Origin of the sequence: Streptomyces griseochromogenes, from assembly GCF_001542625.1 — a bacterium.
GTDB lineage: Bacteria > Actinomycetota > Actinomycetes > Streptomycetales > Streptomycetaceae > Streptomyces > Streptomyces griseochromogenes.
Window position 1 is genome coordinate 6,095,561 of record NZ_CP016279.1, and the last position, 15,645, is coordinate 6,111,205.

At 72.1% G+C, this 15,645-nt stretch carries 13 protein-coding genes; 6 read left to right on the forward strand and 7 right to left on the reverse strand.

Going from position 1 to position 15,645, the window contains the following annotated elements:
• Positions 1-286: 286 nt before the first annotated feature.
• Entirely contained in the window at positions 287-457 is a 171-nt protein-coding gene (locus AVL59_RS52575) for a hypothetical protein (RefSeq protein ID WP_159400084.1), read from the reverse strand.
• A 388-nt stretch (positions 458-845) separates the two neighbouring features.
• On the opposite strand from AVL59_RS52575, the gene AVL59_RS26135 reads away from it, so the two are divergent.
• Both AVL59_RS26135 and AVL59_RS26140 read left to right on the forward strand, forming a co-directional pair.
• Positions 846-2,411, forward strand: coding sequence for an alpha/beta hydrolase (locus AVL59_RS26135; protein ID WP_067308861.1), 1,566 nt, complete (start codon positions 846-848; stop codon positions 2,409-2,411).
• Between the two features lie 91 nt (positions 2,412-2,502).
• Positions 2,503-3,747: an LmeA family phospholipid-binding protein gene (locus AVL59_RS26140; RefSeq protein ID WP_067308863.1), complete on the forward strand. Its 1,245-nt coding sequence runs from the start codon at positions 2,503-2,505 to the stop codon at positions 3,745-3,747.
• 80 nt (positions 3,748-3,827) lie between these two features.
• Here the strand turns inward: AVL59_RS26140 and AVL59_RS26145 are convergent, their stop codons facing one another.
• Both AVL59_RS26145 and AVL59_RS26150 read right to left on the reverse strand, forming a co-directional pair.
• Positions 3,828-5,402 (reverse strand): alpha/beta hydrolase, encoded by a 1,575-nt coding sequence (locus tag AVL59_RS26145; RefSeq protein ID WP_237281674.1) that lies wholly within the window; start codon positions 5,400-5,402, stop codon positions 3,828-3,830.
• Positions 5,399-6,646, reverse strand: a complete 1,248-nt coding sequence (locus AVL59_RS26150) for a serine hydrolase domain-containing protein (protein ID WP_067308865.1) — start codon at positions 6,644-6,646, stop codon at positions 5,399-5,401. Before AVL59_RS26150 ends, AVL59_RS26145 begins: the two co-directional genes overlap by 4 nt.
• 181 nt (positions 6,647-6,827) lie before the next feature.
• On the opposite strand from AVL59_RS26150, the gene AVL59_RS26155 reads away from it, so the two are divergent.
• Together AVL59_RS26155 and AVL59_RS26160 are read left to right on the forward strand one after the other, a co-directional pair.
• The gene (locus tag AVL59_RS26155; RefSeq protein WP_067308867.1) at positions 6,828-7,550 is read left to right on the forward strand and encodes an alpha/beta fold hydrolase; all 723 of its coding nucleotides are present in this window, start codon (positions 6,828-6,830) and stop codon (positions 7,548-7,550) included.
• An 11-nt stretch (positions 7,551-7,561) separates the two neighbouring features.
• Positions 7,562-8,119: a GNAT family N-acetyltransferase gene (locus AVL59_RS26160; RefSeq protein WP_067308870.1), complete on the forward strand. Its 558-nt coding sequence runs from the start codon at positions 7,562-7,564 to the stop codon at positions 8,117-8,119.
• Positions 8,120-8,144: 25 nt separating this feature from the next.
• Here AVL59_RS26160 and AVL59_RS26165 read toward each other — a convergent pair whose 3' ends face one another.
• Together AVL59_RS26165 and AVL59_RS26170 are read right to left on the reverse strand one after the other, a co-directional pair.
• Positions 8,145-9,050: a YegS/Rv2252/BmrU family lipid kinase gene (locus tag AVL59_RS26165; protein WP_067308873.1), complete on the reverse strand. Its 906-nt coding sequence runs from the start codon at positions 9,048-9,050 to the stop codon at positions 8,145-8,147.
• 61 nt (positions 9,051-9,111) lie between these two features.
• Positions 9,112-10,704 carry an FAD-binding oxidoreductase gene (locus tag AVL59_RS26170; RefSeq protein ID WP_067308876.1) on the reverse strand — a complete coding sequence of 531 codons (1,593 nt, stop codon included), beginning with the start codon at positions 10,702-10,704 and terminating at the stop codon, positions 9,112-9,114.
• Between the two features lie 83 nt (positions 10,705-10,787).
• Here AVL59_RS26170 and AVL59_RS26175 point away from each other — a divergent pair, with 83 nt between their 5' ends.
• Together AVL59_RS26175 and AVL59_RS26180 are read left to right on the forward strand one after the other, a co-directional pair.
• Positions 10,788-11,387 carry a TetR/AcrR family transcriptional regulator gene (locus AVL59_RS26175; RefSeq protein ID WP_067308879.1) on the forward strand — a complete coding sequence of 200 codons (600 nt, stop codon included), beginning with the start codon at positions 10,788-10,790 and terminating at the stop codon, positions 11,385-11,387.
• A complete protein-coding gene (locus AVL59_RS26180) occupies positions 11,384-12,976 on the forward strand; it encodes a glycerol-3-phosphate dehydrogenase/oxidase (RefSeq protein WP_067308882.1) in 1,593 nt (530 codons plus the stop codon). The genes AVL59_RS26175 and AVL59_RS26180 overlap by 4 nt, the downstream gene beginning before the upstream one ends.
• Positions 12,977-13,176: 200 nt before the next feature.
• Here AVL59_RS26180 and AVL59_RS26185 read toward each other — a convergent pair whose 3' ends face one another.
• Entirely contained in the window at positions 13,177-14,547 is a 1,371-nt protein-coding gene (locus AVL59_RS26185; protein WP_067308885.1) for a S41 family peptidase, read from the reverse strand.
• 129 nt (positions 14,548-14,676) lie between these two features.
• On the reverse strand, positions 14,677-15,600 hold the full coding sequence (locus AVL59_RS26190; RefSeq protein WP_067308888.1) for an L-tyrosine/L-tryptophan isonitrile synthase family protein: 924 nt from the start codon (positions 15,598-15,600) through the stop codon (positions 14,677-14,679).
• Positions 15,601-15,645 lie beyond the last annotated feature (45 nt).

Here is a 15,645-nt window from a genome sequence, read left to right on the forward strand (position 1 = left end):
CGGCCGTCCCGCTGTCGCACGGCTTCCCGCACACGTGGCGGATCTGTACCCATGCCATACGTGCCCGCGAGCGACGGACGTCGGCAACGACGGGCCCGCCGTGGTGGTTCGGCTTCCACGGCGCACCCGGCCCGGCGGAGTCCGCCCTCGTGGGCCATGAGGAGATCTACGGAGTACATCGGGAGGGACGGCGAGTCCGGCAGGCCCTGCCGCCGCTCCTCCACCCGTTCCTCGCCCGAGCAGTGCACGGCATCCGCCGTACAACCGGGGCCGTCGCCGATGCGCCCTACGGGACGATGCGCGTGATCTCCCCGTCCTCGGGGTCCCCGTACTTCGTGATCAGCTGCTCGTCGCTCATGCTGTCGACTTCTTCGCTTCTCTGGACCGGAAAGATCACGTGGGTGTCCTTGTCCGTCCAGTACTCGACTATGCGGAGCGTGTCGGTGGCTCGGCTCATGCGGTGCTCCCTTGCGACGCGTGGCGTTCAGAGTGCGTCTGTGCAGGTCGAGGGTCAATAGGAATAGGGGCTTCCGTTTCGACTGCCGGAAGCGTATGTTCCGCTTACCCCGCGTCGGCGCCTTTCGGGGCGTCGGCCCGCCGATCCCGGGGCGGCGGGCCACGCGGGGGCCAATCGCCTGATCCCCGAGGCCGCGGGCCTCGCGGCGATCAGTAAGTGCGGATGGCCATCAGCCCTTTCGGGTTGTCCTCCGCATGTCTCTTTCCGTGTCCGTCGGGAGTCGTAGCAAGACCGCCCTACAGAGGGATTCGCCTGCATCCTAGACACGAAATGGTCGTTCCGACCTGGAAGTTGATCGAAAGGAACGGCCATCGTGCGCATAGGACGCATGGCGCCCTTCATCGCGGTGGGGATCACGGCCACGCTGATCCCCGCCCTCGCCCCGACACAGGCATCCGCGACGGAGCCCCTGAGGAGATTCGAGAACCAGAAGCCCGCTTGGCACCGTTGTGACACGTCGATGCCCCCCGGGCTCCAGTGCGCGACGATCGAGGTTCCGCTCGACTACGGCCGGCCCACCTCCAAGACGCTCAAGCTGGCCATCTCCCGGATGAGGACCAGCGTCCCGGGCAAGCGGCACGGCGCGATCCTGTTCAACCCCGGCGGTCCCGGCGGCGAGGGCCTGGACATGCCGGCCATGATGAAGGTCACGCTGCCCGAGAAGGTACGTGAGCAGTACGACCTCATCGGGTTCGATCCGCGCGGCGTGGGTCGCAGCAGCCCGGTCACGTGCGGTCTGACGGCCACGGAACAGAACACCGAACACCCCTACAGGGCGGGGACGTTCAGCCGCGACGTCAAGTGGGCCCGGACCGTCGCCGAGAAGTGCCGCGCGAAGAACGGCGGCAGGCTCGCATACATGACCACCCGCAACACCGCCCGCGACATGGACATCATCCGCGCCGTCCTGGGCGAGAAGAAGATCTCCTACCTCGGCTACTCGTACGGCACGTACCTGGGCGCCGTCTACGCGCAGATGTTCCCCGAGCGCACCGATCGCTTCGTACTGGACAGCGCGGTGGATCCGGCCCGGGTCTGGCGGGGCATGATCCAGGTGTGGGCGGAGGGTACCGAGCCGGCGTTCACCCGCTGGACGAAATGGACCGCCCAGCACCACGGCACCTACAAGCTCGGCGACACCCCGGCCAAGGTGAAGAAGACGTTCTGGAACCTGATCGCCCGGGCCGACCGCCATCCGATCGAGTCCGGCGGCGGGAAGCTCGACGGGGACGAGATCCGTGCCGCCCTGCGCGGCGAATTCTTCAGCCCCAAGACCGCGGCCGAGGCCGTCGTCGAGTTCAAGAAGTCCGCCGACGGCGAACCGGCCCCGCGCCGCACGGTCGCGCCGGGCGGCGAGCGGGGACCACGCCGCTTCGCGGCGCCCGCCGCGCAGACGCCGGAGGACAACAGCCCCTCCGTCTTCTGGACCGTGGTCTGCGGCGACACCGCGGCCTGGCCGCGCGACCCCGACCAGTACCGACGTGACGCGATCCGGGACAAGGCCAGGTACCCGCTGTACGGCGACTTCGGCTCCAACATCACACCCTGTGCGTTCTGGAACAGGCCGGCCGAGCCCGTCACGACGGTGGACAACAACGTCGGCCTGCTCACCGTCCAGAACCAGTGGGACCCCCAGACACCGCTGACCAGCGGCCTCGGCATGCATCACGCCCTGAAGGGCTCGCGCATGGTCTATGTCGAGGGCGGCGAGGGCCACGGCGTCTACTCCGACGACCCGCGCTCGTGCGCCAACCGCGCGGTCAACACCTACCTGAGCACCGGAAGGCTTCCGGCGCAGGACGTCACCTGCAAGGCGTCCGGTCGCCAGAGCCCCGGCGTGAGCCGGCCCATCCTTCCGACACCGCGGCAGACACCGGGAGGGCCCCGCTTCTGACGACGGGTTGACGGCCGCGAAGTGGCTGATTCCGCGCCTCACTTAGGGTAGGACTTGCAGGGCGGGTATGGTTATATGATCAAATCTCCCGATGCGTACCCCCCACATACAGACGCATCAACCTGCTCAGTCCGACGGGCCTCCCACCGAGGAGGTTCCACGCGGCCGTAATCCGTACGACGAACTTGCCTCGCTCGCGGACAATCCGCTGGACGACTTCCTCACCGAGGACGCCACGCCGGGCCCGCAGGACGACGACGCCGAGGAACCCTGGTCTCCGCCCAACCACAGGCGTGGCAGCCGCCGTCGCAACCGCGCCACCGGCCTGCCCATCGTGCTCAGGGCCCTCGTCTGGGTGCTCACCCTCGCCTGCCTCGTCACCCTCGCCGACCGCTGGGCACTGCTGTACGCCGAGCACAAGGCCTCCGATCGGCTCAAGGATCAATTGCACCTCGCGGCCGCCCCCGAGGTACGGATCGGCGGCTTTCCCTTTCTCACCCAGCTGGCCGCACGGCGCCTCGACTCGGTCCGCGTCACCGTCCCGGACATCCCGGCCCACCGGGTCACTCTCACCCAGGTCACCGCGACGGCGGACGGGATACGCATCGACGGCGACGGTCTCACCGCCGTGCGCGGCGCACTCGTCCGGCAGATGCACGGGCGGGTTCTGCTGTCCTTCGCCGACCTGAACCGCGAACTCGGCGCCTCCCAGGTGGCCTTCACCGCCCACGGGCCCGGCGGCATCCAGGCCCGTGGCTCCCTGCACGTCGCGGGGCACGACCTGCGCCTACGGGCCGACGCCCGGATCCGCCGGAACGGGGAGCGCGGCATCGCCACGTCCGTGGACGGCATGCGGCTCGACATCGGTGGCCTCGCGACGTACCGGCCCGGCACCGGGCCCGAGGAAGGCCTCCATCTGACGCGCGCCTCGGCGCGTCAGCTCACCCGGGAGACGGAGAAGATCAAGGCGTTCCTGGCCGTCCCGGAGATCGTGCACCGTCTGGGCGTGCCCGACAGCGCGGTGCGTGCCGCGCTGCACGACGAGGACGAGCTCCATCGCCTCACCGGCGCGCCTCGCTTCCTGCACGACCTGACCCGGGTGAACCTCGTGGACGCGGCGCTCGCCCACCCGAAGCTCCTCGAACGTATGGGCCTGGACCTCTCTCTTCTCACGGCACTGACCAAGCTCACCCGCCCGCAGATCGCCGACCGCTTCTCCTTCGCCTTCCAGCTCCCGAAACCGTCCTCGGGCGCGCTGCGCCTGCAGCGTGTGACGGTGGCCAAGGACGGCGTCCACGCCGACGTCACGGGCACAGGACTGCTCCTGGGACACTGAAGACGGTCTCCGGTCCGGGCGGCACGCACGGCGTCCCGCCCGGCTCAGCCGGTGACGTTCATTCCCCCCGGCCGCGATGCCTACCGAGCGCGGGCCGCGCAGGTGATGTCCGTGGCCGGCAGGCGGCCGGTGGCGAGGTACGCGTTGACCGTGGCGTCGGCGCAGCGGCTGCCGTACACGCCGAACACCGCGTGCTGGTCGGCGCCACGCAGGGTCACCAGGCGGGAGGAGCGCCACTCACGGTGCACGGTGGTGGCACCCTCGTAAATGGTGCGCGGGTCTCCGGTGGCGTTGACGAGCAGCGCGGGGAGATCGCGGCGCACGGTGGTCGGGCGCTCGCGAGGCCGGTCCCAGAAGGCACAGGCGTTGAGGTTGTTCGTGACGGGGCCGAACAACGGGTCCTGCGCGCGGGCTCGTCGGACATCACGCCAGTAGACCTCCGGGTCGTGGGGAGCGAAGGCGTCGCCGCACAGGATCGACGTCTGCACACTGCCGTACGGCGACTCGCTCCCGGTCAGCTCGAACTTCAGCACATCGGCGAGCCACGGGGACGGGGTGACCCGTTGCCCGTTCGCCGCGCGCAGCATGTCCCGCATCCCCCGTGCGAAGTCGCCGTAGGCACTGTCGTTGTCCTGCGAGAGTCCGTTGAACAGGACGATGGGCGCCACGTGCTCGTCCACGCGGTACTCGCCGAGCCGCAGCGGTGTGCGCGCGGCCGCGGCCTGGACGCGGTTCACGCTCGCCAGCACCGCCGCGCGGGTGCGGCCCAGACCGTAGGTCGTGTCGCGGGCGGCGGTCCACGAGGCCCAGCCGTCCAAGGCGTGCCGGTTGGCCGGCCCGACGCCGCGCAGCAGCCGGGGACCGTACCGGTCCGGGTCGATCACGCCGTCCAGCACGACCCGGTCGGTGCGGCCGGGGAACATCGTGGTGTACACCTCGCCGAGGTAACTGCCGTACGAATAGCCCAAGTAGGAGATCCTCCGCTCGCCGAGCGCGGCGCGCACGACGTCCATGTCGCGCGCGGTGTTGCGCGTGGTGGCGTAGGGCAGCACATCGCCCGCGTGCGTCCGGCAGCGCCGGGCCAGGTCTTCGGAGAAGGCCGCGACACGGTCGAAGCCGGCGCGGTCGCGGCCGGCGCCGCGAAACACGGAGCCGGTCGGCCAGTGGCAGTCCAGCGGGGTGCTGCGGCCGACGAAACGGGGGTCCATGCCCACCACGTCGTAGCGTCGTCCGACGTTCTTCATGGCCTTGCGCACCCACGGCGGGTCGCCGATCGTCTGGCCGCCGGGGCCGCCGCCGTTCAGCAGCAGCGGGCCGACGCGGTGGGCGGTGTCGGTCGCGCGGATCCGGGAGAGGGCGACCGTGATCGTACGGCCGCCCGGATCCGCGTAGTTCAGCGGAACGGTCACGTCGGCGCACCGGGCGCCCGCCTGCTCCAGCTCCTTTCCGGTCGCGTCGTGGGGGCCGAGCAGGCAACTCTTCCAGGTGAGGTGCTGGTGGTGGTAGCGGGCGAGCGGGTCGGGGGCCGCCGCCCGGGCCGCAACGGCGGTGACGGGCAGCGCGGTGAGGGCGAGGGCGGTGGCGGCCAGGCCCAGAGCGGCCCTTCGTGCCGTGGTCGCCCTTGCCGGCTGTAAGGAGGTTGCCAGGTGGTTCAAGGATTCGTCCCTTCTGCGGTTCGTGTTTCTCCGGGGGACCGGTCTTCGCAGAACGCGGTCTCGACGACATTCAGAAAGTCCTGTTCGGACTGGAGCGTGGCCGGTACCTGGTTGAGGGCGACCGCGACGGTCCGCCCGCCCGGGCCCGTCGCGCTCAGCGCCCGGTGGCCTCCCGGCACGGTCCCCGCGTGGCCCCACCACATGCCGCCGCAGCGCAGCGGAGAGGCGATGAGACCCAGTCCGTAACGGGCGCCGGGCCAGAGCCGGTCCGGGTCGGCCGCCACCGTCCGCCGCATCTCGGCGAGTCGGTCCGCGGGCAGCAGCCGGCCGCCGAGGAGCGCGGTGGTGAACCGCGTCAGATCGCCGGGCGTGGAGACCAGGGCGCCGCCGACCCCGCCGAAGCTCGTGTTCCAGTCGGTGCCGTCGACGCGGTGCCCGTCGGCCGCGATGAAATAGCTGCGGGAATACGGCCTCCGGATGCGGGGGTCGTCTCCGGGCCAGTACGTATCGCGCAGCCCGAGGGGCCGGATCAGACGGCGGGTGATCTCCTGCTCGGGAGGGCGCCCGGTGACTTCGCCCACGATCAGGCCTGCGAGGAGGTAGTTGGTGGTGGCGTAGTGCCAGCCGCCGCGCGGGCGCGGCAGGTCCAGTGCGCGGGCGACGAGCTCGCGCGGTGTGAAGTGGCGGTACCGCAGGTGCTCCGGGTGCTCCCACTCGGGGGCGTCGAGGTAGTCCGGCAACCCGCTGGTGTGCTGCAGGAGTTGTCGTACGGTGATCCGGCGGCCGTCGTAGCCGTTCTTGCGGACCACCCCGGGAAGGTAGCGGTCGACGGGGGCGTCGAGCGAGAGGCGGTGTTCGGCGGCGAGCTGGAGCACGACGGTCGCGGTGAACATCTTCGTGACGCTCCCCGCGCGCAACCGGTCCGTGACGTTCATCGGGCGGCCGCTGCTCAGATCCGCCGTTCCGGCGGCCTCTCTCCAGCGCGCGCAAGGTCCGCCGTCCGCGTCGGTGACCAGGACGGCCGCGCCGGCGAGACCGTCTCGGTCGGTGAGCGTGCGCAGCGACCGGCGCAGCTCGCCGTGCGCTCCGCAGCCGGCGTGCCGCCCGGGGTCGGCCGGCGCCACTACGGCCACTGGGGCGTCAGCCGCGACGGACGGCACGGCGGACGCCACGACGGACGCCGCCAACAGGGCCGCCACGCATGCGCGTCCGCCCAGCGTGGAGGAGATGGGAAAGGTCGCCATGCGCAACAACGCTAGGTTCGCGCCGCGATGAGATCACTCCTGCTGGCCGCCGGGTCCCGGGTGGGGGCAACCCCAGCGCACAGCAGGGGCGTTCCCCCGGGCGGGACGCCGGCCGGGCATGATGGTTCGCCGCCGGTGAACGCCGTTCCGGCATCAAGATCGTTCCGCGTACCCTCCGGACATGGCTGATCAGTGCTCGATCGATGTGGGCGGGGTCCGGTTGGCCTATCGGGTGTCGGGTCCGCCGGAAGCTCCGCCGTTGGTCCTGTTGCACGCGCTGGGCGAGGACGCGAGCGACTGGGAGCCGGTGCTACCCGTCCTCGCCCGTTGCCGACGGGTGTACGCCCCCGACTTGCGGGGGCATGGCCGTAGCGACCGGCCCGGAGAGTACTCGCTCGAACTCATGCGCACCGATGTGCTGCGGTTCCTGAACGCGCTGGGACTGGACCGAGTGGATCTGATCGGGCATTCCATGGGCGGGATCGTCGGCTACATGCTCGCGCAGGATCACCCGGAGCGGGTGCGCCGGCTCGTCCTGGAGGACGTTCCGCTGCCTCGTCCCCGGGAGCCCAGCGTCCCGGCCAGACCGGACGGCGCCCTGCCCTTCGACTGGGAGATGGTGCTGGCCGTCAGGCGGCAGATCGACGCGCCCGACCCCAGCCGGCTGGAGCGGCTCGGCGAGATCACCGCCGAGACCCTCGTGGTGGCGGGAGGGCCGGCCAGCCATGTGCCTCAGGACGGCGTCGCCGAGCTGGCCCGCCGTGTCCCCGACGCTCGGATGGTCACCCTCCCGGTCGGGCACCTGATCCACCGGGCGGCGCCGGAGGCTTTCGCGGAGGCGGTTGCGACGTTCCTGTCGATCGCCGCCGTCAAAAACACATGGACGCAGGATGCCGGGTCTTGATCCCATACGGGATGACCTCATTGTGGGTGGGCGAGCGGGTGCGTCTGCGCGGTATCGAGCCCGACGACTGGGGCGCCTTCATGCGCTTCGCCGAGGACGAGGAGCGGTCGGGTGACCTGCCGAACCCACCGCGTTCCGCGGAGAGCTTCCGGGTGTGGGCCAAGGAACAGGCCTCCGCCAAGCCCGGCGACGACTGCTTCCGGCTCGCCGTCGAATCCGTCGACGGCGGCGAACTCGTCGGTGCCGTCGGCTCGAACCGCGCCGATCCACGCGCGGGCTGGTTCGAATACGGCACAACGATAGGCGCGGATCACCGCCGCAAGGGCTACGCGGCGGAGGCCGCGGTGCTGTTGCTGCGCTTCATGTTCGCCGAGCGGCGCTACCACAAGTGCGAAGCGAGGATCTTCGCGCACAACGAGGCCTCGCTGGCGCTGCATCGTCGGCTGGGTTTCGCCGAGGAGGGCCGGCTGCGCGACCATGTGTTCCTGGCCGGCCGGCACCGCGATCTCGTCGTGATGGGCATCCTGGCCGACGAGTTCGTCCAGCGGCACCCGATCAGCGAGCTGTGAGAGACCCCCGCCGAGCTGGACGACCTCAGTCCCCGTCGGCGCCGGCCGGTCGGTACAGCACGGGCAGATCGCCGGGCCGTACGCGGACCGTCACCGGCAAGGTCGCCTCCACCTCGCCGTCGGCGCCGTAGGGGACGGGGCGTGAAGCCTCGATACGGAGTTCCTTGCCGCGCAGGACCCGCACCTCGGGGCGGCGGATGTGGGCGCCGGTCTTCAGCTCGTTCATGAGGGCGAAGAACAGCCTGCGCGGCGCCTCGCGGATCATGACGACATCGAGCAGTCCGTCGTCGACCCGTGCGCCGGGGGCGATGAGCCGGCCGGAGCCGTAGTAGGGGGAGTTGGCGGCCACGACGGTGTAGCCGCGGTGGGTGTGTTCCTCGCCGTCGACGGTGACGCGGTAGTCCGCCGCTCGCCACGTGGTGACGGCGCGCAGGCCGCCCGCATAGTACGAGGCGGCACCGCGCAGCAGACGGGCGTGGTTCGCGTGCCGGTTGGCCAGCGCGTCGACCCCGGCGTAGACGCTGCCCAGGACCACGGTGTTCCGGTGGACGGCCGACTCCACCTCGATGGTGTCGACGTGCCGGGGCTCGGCGTGGAGCAGGATGTCGGCGAGCCCGGCGGGGTCGGAGGGCAGGTCCAGGGCGCGGGCGAAATCGTTGCCGCGGCCCGCCGGCACCAGGCCGAGGACCGTGCCGGTGCCGCTGAGCGCGCCGCCGATGCCGCCCGCCATCCCGTCGCCGCCGACCGCCAGGACCACCCGGCCGCGTTCGCCGGCCTGCCGGGCGATGTCCTGGGCGTGGGCGAGGCTGCGGCTGTACTCCGTCTCCAGCTCGGCTCCGGCTTCACGGAGCAGACGGGCCAGGTGGAGCAGCGACGCCGCCCCGGTCGAGTCGCCCGCGGTCGGGTTGACGACGGCGGTGAACTGTCGCATCGGTGTGCCTCCGGGCGGTGACGGTAGGGGGTGGGACGGCCGGGCGGGGTGGATCGGTCGGTCAGTCGGTGGGCAGCAGGACGCCTGGGTTGAGGAGTCCCTCGGGGTCCAGGCGGCGCTTGACGGCGCGCAGGGCCTCGATGCCCAGTTCTCCGGCCTCCTTCACGTACCAGTCACGGTGGTCGGTGCCCACCCCGTGGTGGTGGCTGATGGTTCCCCCGGCGGCGAGCACGGCGTCGTTGGCGGCGTGCTTGGCCCGTGTCCAGTGTGCGACGGCGTCCTCGCCCTGGGCGCTGACCACGGTGAAGTACAGCGAGGCGCCGTTCTCGTACACGTGGGAGATGTGGCACATGACCAGGGGCGGGGTGCCGGTCTCGGTGAGAGTGTCGGTGAGGGCGGTGCGGACCGCGGCGTACAGGGCGGGGATGCGGGACCAGAAGGCGGCGGTCTCCAGCGTCTCGGCGAAGGCTCCCGCGTCCAGCAGGGCGTCGCGCAGGTAGGGCGCGGAGTAGCGGCCGTGGGCCCAGCGTTCGCCGGGTTCGGCGCCGAGCAGGGTGCCGCCGGCGGCGCGCAGGACGGCCGCCGCCTGCTCGCGGCGCTGGGCCGTTTCCTCGGCCGTGCCCTCGTAACCCGCGATCGCCTGGCATCCGGCGTCGCTCCGCGCCAGACCGGCGCCGATGGCGTCCGGCTGGGCGAGGCCGATCAGCGTCTCGGTCTCGTCGGACAGGCGCAGCACGGTCGGCCGGGGTCCGTCCTGGGCGAGCCGGCGCAGCGCCGCAGCCCCCTCCTCGAAGGAGGCGAAGCGCCAGCCCTCGTAGATACGCGCCTCGGGCAGCGGGCGGATCCGTACGGTGACGGAGGTGATGACGCCGAAGGCGCCCTCGGAGCCGAGGATCAGCTGGCGCAGGTCGGGTCCTGCGGCGGAGCGGGGAGCGCGGCCCGTCTCGATGGTTCCCTCGGGGGTGGCGAGGGTGAGGCCGAGCACCATCTCGTCGAAGCGGCCGTAGCCGGCGGAGGCCTGTCCGCTGGAGCGGGCGGCGGCGAACCCGCCGATGGTGGCCCACTCGAAGGACTGCGGGAAGTGGCCGAGGGTGAAGCCGCGCTCGGCGAGCAGGGCCTCGGCCTCGGGGGCGCGCAGGCCGGGCTGGAGGACGGCGGTGCGGGAGACCGGATCCAGGTCGAGCACGCCGTTCATGCGGCGCAGGTCCAGGGCGACGAAGGCGCGCCGTTCGGGGGCGAGGCCGCCCACGACGGAGGTGCCGCCGCCGAACGGCACGACGGCCAGACCGTGTGCGGCACAGGTCTTCAGGACGGTGAGGACCTCGTCGTGCGAGGCGGGCAGGACCACGGCCTGCGGGACGTCGGAGACATCGCCGGTGCGCAGGCGCAGCAGGTCGGGCGTGGACTTGCCGCGGGTGTGCCGGATGCGGCTCTCGGCGTCCGTGCGGACGTGGTCCGCGCCGCCGACGGCCTCGGCGAGCGACTTCAGCGCCGCGGGGTCGGCCGTGGGCTCGGGCAGCCGGATGTCCTCCAGGGCCGGGGCCGGCGTGGTGTGCGGCTTGACGCCGAGCAGGTCGCGCAGCAGTCCGGTCACCGTGTCGGGCAGCGGTGCCGCCTTGGCCGGGTCGCCCCAGCCGTTCCACAGCATGTCCATTGAACGGTCGTCCTCACAGGTCGGTGTGCTCGGTTCGCGCGGCGGCGTCTCCGCCCGGCCCCCGGGGCGTTACACTGTGACACATGACGCCTATTCGTCACAACGGTTCGGACAATGATCACGTCCTCGACGCGGTGCGCGACTGTGTGCTGGCGGTCGGAGTCCGCCGCACCACCCTCGCCGACGTGGCCCGCCGCGCCGGCGTGTCGCGCATGACGCTGTACCGGCGCTGGCCCGACCTGCGCACGCTGGTGGGCGATCTGATGACCCGCGAGTGGATCGCCGTGGCCACCCGCGCGATCCCGGAGTCCACGCCCGGCACGGACACCCGGACCCGGATCGTGGAAGGTCTGGTGGCGGGGGTGGACGCGTTCCGCGCGCACCCCCTCTTCCGCAAGATCGTCGACGTCGATCCCGAACTGCTGCTCCCTTACGTGCTCGACCGGCGCGGGGCGAGCCAGGAGGCGCTGCTGGCCCTGCTCGCCGACGCGCTGCGCGAGGGCCACGCGGACGGATCGGTCCGCGTCACCCACACCGAACGGCAGGCCCGCGCGCTGCTGCTGCTCGTGCAGTCCTTCACCCTGTCCCTGCGCACGATGACCGACGAGGACGACCCCGACCTCGACTCCCCGGCCTTCCTCGGCGAGTTGTGCACCCTTCTGGAGAGGACCCTGACGCCATGAGCCGAACCGAGGCCGTACGAGACTCGTCCCTCAACGCCGGACGGCGTACCCGGGAACTGGACGGGGCGACGGACGGCACCGTCGCCGACGTGCTGGTCGTCGGGCTCGGTGCCACGGGGGCCGGTGCCGCCCTGGACGCGGCCGCCCGCGGTCTCGACGTGGTCGCGGTCGACGCCCACGACCTGGCCTTCGGCACCTCCCGCTGGAGTTCCAAGCTCATCCACGGCGGGCTGCGCTATCTGGCCTCCGCGCAGTTCGACGTGGCGCACGAGAGCGCGGTCGAACGCGGGGTGCTGATGACCCGTACCGCCCCGCACCTCGTGGCCGCGCAGCCATTCGTGCTGCCGCTGACCCCGCTGGTGTCACGGGCCCAGGCTTCGCTGGCCTGGGCCGGGTTCCGGGCGGGCGACATGCTGCGGCTCGCCGCCCGGACGCCGCGGCAGGTCCTGCCGGCCCCGCGCCGGCTGTCGGTGACGGAGGCCCGGCACCTGGCGCCCTCGGTGCGCACGGACGGGCTGCGCGGCGGGCTGCTCTCCTGGGACGGCCGGGTGAGCGACGACGCCCGGCTGGTGACCGCGCTCGCCAGGACCGCCGCCGCGCACGGCGCGCGCGTGCTGACCCGGGTCAGGGTGCTGCAGCTGACCGGCACGGGCGCCCGGATCCGCGACGAACTCACCGGCGAGGAGGGCGAGATCCGCGCCCGCGCCGTGATCAACGCCACCGGGGTCTGGGCGGGCGACCTCGTCGAAGGCATTCGCATCCGTCCCTCCCGCGGCACCCATCTGGTGCTGCGCTCGGAGCGGCTCGGCGCGCTGCCGGCCGGCCTGCACCTCCCGATCCCCGGTGAGACGAACCGCTTCGTACTGGTCCTGCCCCAGGGCGACGGCCGGGTCTATGTCGGTCTCACCGACGAGCCGGTCGACGGCCCGGTCCCGGACGTGCCGGAGGTACCCGAGACCGACATCGGCTTCCTGCTGGACGTACTCGGCTCCGTGCTGGACACGCCGGTACGCCGGGACGAGGTCGTCGGCGCCTTCGCCGGGCTGCGCCCCCTGCTGGACATGAGCGGGCACGACGGCCCCGGTGACACACCGGCCCGCACCTCCGACATCTCGCGCCGACACGCCGTGCTGACCTCGCCCGACGGTGTCACCACCATCGTCGGCGGCAAGCTCACCACCTACCGGCGGATGGCGCAGGACGCCGTCGACGCCGCCGCCGAGGCCCGTGGCCTGCCCGTGCGCCCCTCCCCCACCGCCGCCCTGCCGCTGGTCGGTGCCGCCGCGCTCGAACGGCTGCGCGCGCTGCCCGCACCCCGCCGTCTGGTCCGCCGCTACGGGACGGAGGCCCCTGCCGTCCAGGCCCTGGCCGAGCCGGATCCGGCGCTGGCCGAGCCGGTCCTGCCGGGACATCCGGTCACCCGGGCCGAACTCCTTTGGGCCGCCCGGCACGAGGGCGCACTCGACGCGTCGGACCTCCTGGACCGGCGCACCCGCATCGGCGTCGTCCCCGAGGACCGCGCCGAGGCGCTGGCCGTCGCCGCGGAGGTGCTGGAACGGGCCGGGTCCACGGCGCACAGCGAGCCGTGATCCAGCACCGGCCCCGGACGATGCTCCGTACGCCCGGCCGGGGCATTCCGGGCGCACGGCAAGGCTCCTCGGGCGGTCAACCGGCCACGGTCCGCAGGTACTGTTGAGGGAGGGTCAGCGCCGGACTCTCACGGACTTCCCCCGTGGGAGGCAAAGGGAGCCTGGCAGAGGACGATCGGCGCACTGACGTGCGCTCATGTTCAGGCTGCCGGGAGGATGTTCACCGCCCGGTCGAACGCCGAGTCACGGCCCTTGGCGAACTCCTCCTTCGTGAAGACCGGTTCGACGAGGTGAGGCGGGATGCCCGTGCCGTCGTAGGTGCGGCCGGTGCGGGTCAGGAACTCCTCGTTGGGCAGGGCGAAGACCATGCCGTCGGGGAGGTGGCGCACCATCACGTCCGAGAAGACGCCCTGTGTGGGCTGTCCGATGCGGACGGTCCGGCCGGGCCGGTCGATGAGCGCCTGGGTGAAGGTCTCACCCGCGCTCACCGTCGAGCCGCCGGTGAGCACGGCGACGGGGCCGGTGTAGCGGGGCGCGTCGGCCGGAACGACGGGAACGGGCTCGGGGCGGGTGTGCCGGGTGGGGTCGGCCGGGTCGTTCCGGGCCCGCTTGGCGTAGGCGAGGTAGGGGCTGTCGGTCAGCCGCTGGGCGATGCGGACGCCCAGGGCGTCGGCGCCGCCGCCGTTGATGCGCAGATCGATGATCAGCCCCTTCAGACGCTTGACCCGCTCGGACGTCAGGACCGTGTTCAGCGTCTTGTCCAGTTCCGCCCGCTCGGCGCTGTACGGGGCGTTCTCGCCGGCGTAGCCGCCGAAGCCGGAGACGCGCAGATAGCCCTGGCCGGACGGCAGGTCGGCGTACGTGATCCGGCCGGCCGCGAAGTCCTGCCGGTAGGGGGCGTCCTTGAGGTCGCGTTCCACGATGAACTTCTTGACCTTGGCGTCCAGTTCCTCGCCCGGTACCTCCGTGCCCGGCCTGACCTCGTAGAACCTGTTGTCGCCGTCCCGGACGAGGACATGGGCGTCGTACAGCGGCCCCACCATACGGCTGAAGATCGTGAAGAGTTCCTTCCGGGTGGTGTCCCTGTGCACCTGCGGCCGGTACCGCTCCCGTACGGCTTGCCAGTCGACGCCCTTGGCGGCGAAGAACGGGTAGTTCTCCTCGAAGGTCTGCCAGAAGACGTCGAAGGCGGTGCGGGGGTCGTCCGGCAGCGCACGGGCGCAGGCGGCCGGCAGTGCCGCGAGCCGGCGCAGCTTGCGGTGGCCCACCGAGCTGTCCGCGGCGAGGGTGGCGTGGTCGCGGTCGTGCCCGGTCCGTACGGTCAGGAGGGTGCCGTCCGTCGTCAGGTACGTACCCGGGCCCGTCTGCCGTGAGGTGTCGCCCTTGAGGCAGCCGATCGATGTCGTCTGGTACTCCTGCAGGACTCCCCCGCCCAGGGCGAGGACGGTGCCGTAGCCGTCCATGCGCCACACCCCGTCGGTTCTCGGCGGGCTCGGCTGCGCGGCTCCCGCGGCCGGGGCGGCGGCCGCCGTGAGGGCGAGGGCGACGACGGTGGTCGTGACGATGCGCACGGACTTGTCCTTCCGGTGTGTACCTGCGTCACACCACCGTGGCCGACGGCACCCTGCCCCCACCATCCGGTGGGCCGGTGCATCGAGGGTCGGGACAACCCCCGTGTCCGCACCCGCTTCCGCGGGGGCTCAGCGCTGTTCGAAGTGGCTGGGCCTGGTGCCGCGGTGGACCAGTCGGCCCAGCCCGGCGGCCCGGGCCCGGGGCAGCAGGGTCCAGGTGCCGTCGGGCCTCAGGAGCGCGGCCGAGTGCCAGGGGGTGGTCCAGGCGTCGGGCGCGTCGAGCAGGCGGATGCCGAACTTGGCGGCGCCGACCGGCTGGGGATGGATGGACAGGCGCACGGCACGGGGGTGGTGCTCGGCGATGAGGGTGCCCCAGGCCCGGCTGCGCTGGATGACGCCGTAGGCCCGTTCCCGGCACTCGCGTTGGAGGGCGGAACGTGTGCCGGAAAAGTCCGTTGCGTCCTCGACGAGGAAGCGGGTGATGCCCCGGTACAGGGCGAGGGTGGGCTCGTCGGACCTGACCTGGGCGCGCAGGGCCGCCACCGGCGGGGCGTACCGGTCGTGGACGCGGGCGCGTTTCGCGTCGTGCGCGAGCGGCCCGAAGACGTCGCGAAGGTCGAAGACGGAGAGTCTGCCGAGGGCCAAGTCGTCGATGAGTGTGCGTAGTTCGTCGGCGTAGGCGTCGATGTGCCGGTCGGGGACACGGATGAGATCGCCGAAGACATGGCCGTCGGAACAGATGACCACCCGGGCACCGGGCGGGTAGACCCGCTCGATCTCGGTGCACAGCGTGTTCAGGAACCGCAGGGACAGGCGCTCCGCCTGGTCGGGCAGCCGGCCCAGCACCTTGGCCGGGTTGGGCGACTTGCAGGGGAAGGCGGGCAGGGTGAACTCCACGGGCACGCCCTCGCGCACGAAGGCGGCGATCCGGCGGTGCTGGTGCGCGAACGCCTCCGCGGGCGCGGGTGCGCGGTCGGTCGTGCGGTGGTGCGGCAGCAGCAGGTTCAGGATCGCGGTGCTGATGCGCGTGGGGTGGGCGGTCGTCAGCAGCATGTCGTTCCTCCGGGTGCGTGGGGCATGAGGGCATGGCGCCGTGGC